Annotated in this window: 1 pseudogene; it reads right to left on the reverse strand. The window is 41.3% G+C overall.

Going from position 1 to position 1,189, the window contains the following annotated elements:
* Positions 1-1,189 (reverse strand): annotated as a pseudogene (locus UC75_RS21260) (ATP-dependent dsDNA exonuclease); the annotation flags it as partial.

Here is a 1,189-nt window from a genome sequence, read left to right on the forward strand (position 1 = left end):
TTGTGCCGCTTGTCTGAGTTCGTTCAGTGTTAGCAAGATTTGTTCAGGAGTTTGATTAAGCTCAATGTGTAACTGATTGAGGCTAAACTGCTGCTTAAGCTCTTGCTGCAAGCTTGATTGTTTGGCTTTAAGTTGAGTTAAGTATTTCTGAACTTGCTCAAGCTCAGCAAGACACTGGGTAAGCGCATGTTGTTGGTTTTGCCATGCATTAAATTTAGTTTGTTCTAGCGCTACTGCCTGTTGCTCTTGTTGTTGCTGCAAGTCGAATAAAGCTTTAGAGACTGCACTGTCATCAACACGGTAAGGGTGATGTGTGCTTCCACACACTAAGCAAGCTTCGCCGTCTTTAAGATTGGCCCGTAGCTGCTCAATATTTTCGGTGTGTAATAAACGCTGCTGTTGCAGGATGTGCTGTAACTTTTCACGTTCAGTTTTTGCTGTTTGGTACTCTTGCTCAGCTAACTGACAAACGGTTTTAAGCTGCTGCTCTTGGGCTGAGGCCTGTGTCTGTTTTTCAGAGAATTGCTGAAGCTCAGCATAGAGCTCATGATAAATTTTTATTTTTTGCTGAATCAGATCTAACTGCGTGACTTGAGCAAGTTTTTGATCTTTATCTTTACGCTGTTGTTCAAGCTTTAACTCAATCTGTTCAACTGTGCCTACAGAAACAGTGATCTGTTCGAGTTCACTTTTAGCTTCCGCTAGCTTCTGGCGAGCAAGGGTAGGGTTGCCGAGCTGTTGTTCAATCGCTTCATAATTTTGAATAAATTGTCCGAGCTGATGCAGATGCGCTGAGAGGCCTTTGTCCAATACAGCATATTGCTGAGTCTGAGTAAGCTGTTGTTGTAAATGAATTTGGTTCTGCTCAAGTTGTACAATCTGCTGTTGCACACTGTTTTGCTGTTGTTGCACTGGACTGAGTTTTTGCTCAAGTACATGTCTTTTTTCTTTGCACTTTTTATATTCATCGGCAATAAAAGCACGTTCCTGAATGGACTGTCGAACTTGATTTAAAGCTTGTTGATGCTTTTGCTCAAAATCGAGTGTCTGTTTGAGTTCTTGTTCTGCAAGTTGATACTGTTTTTGTCCTGTTTCAAAAACTTGCACCAACTCATTAAACTTGGTTTGAGCTTGCTGAATTTGCGGCTCAAGTTGTTGTAGCGTTTGTAAATTTTGAGCTTGCTGAAAA

Source organism: Acinetobacter sp. V2 (genome assembly GCF_001188385.1).
Classification (GTDB): Bacteria; Pseudomonadota; Gammaproteobacteria; order Pseudomonadales; family Moraxellaceae; genus Acinetobacter; species Acinetobacter oleivorans.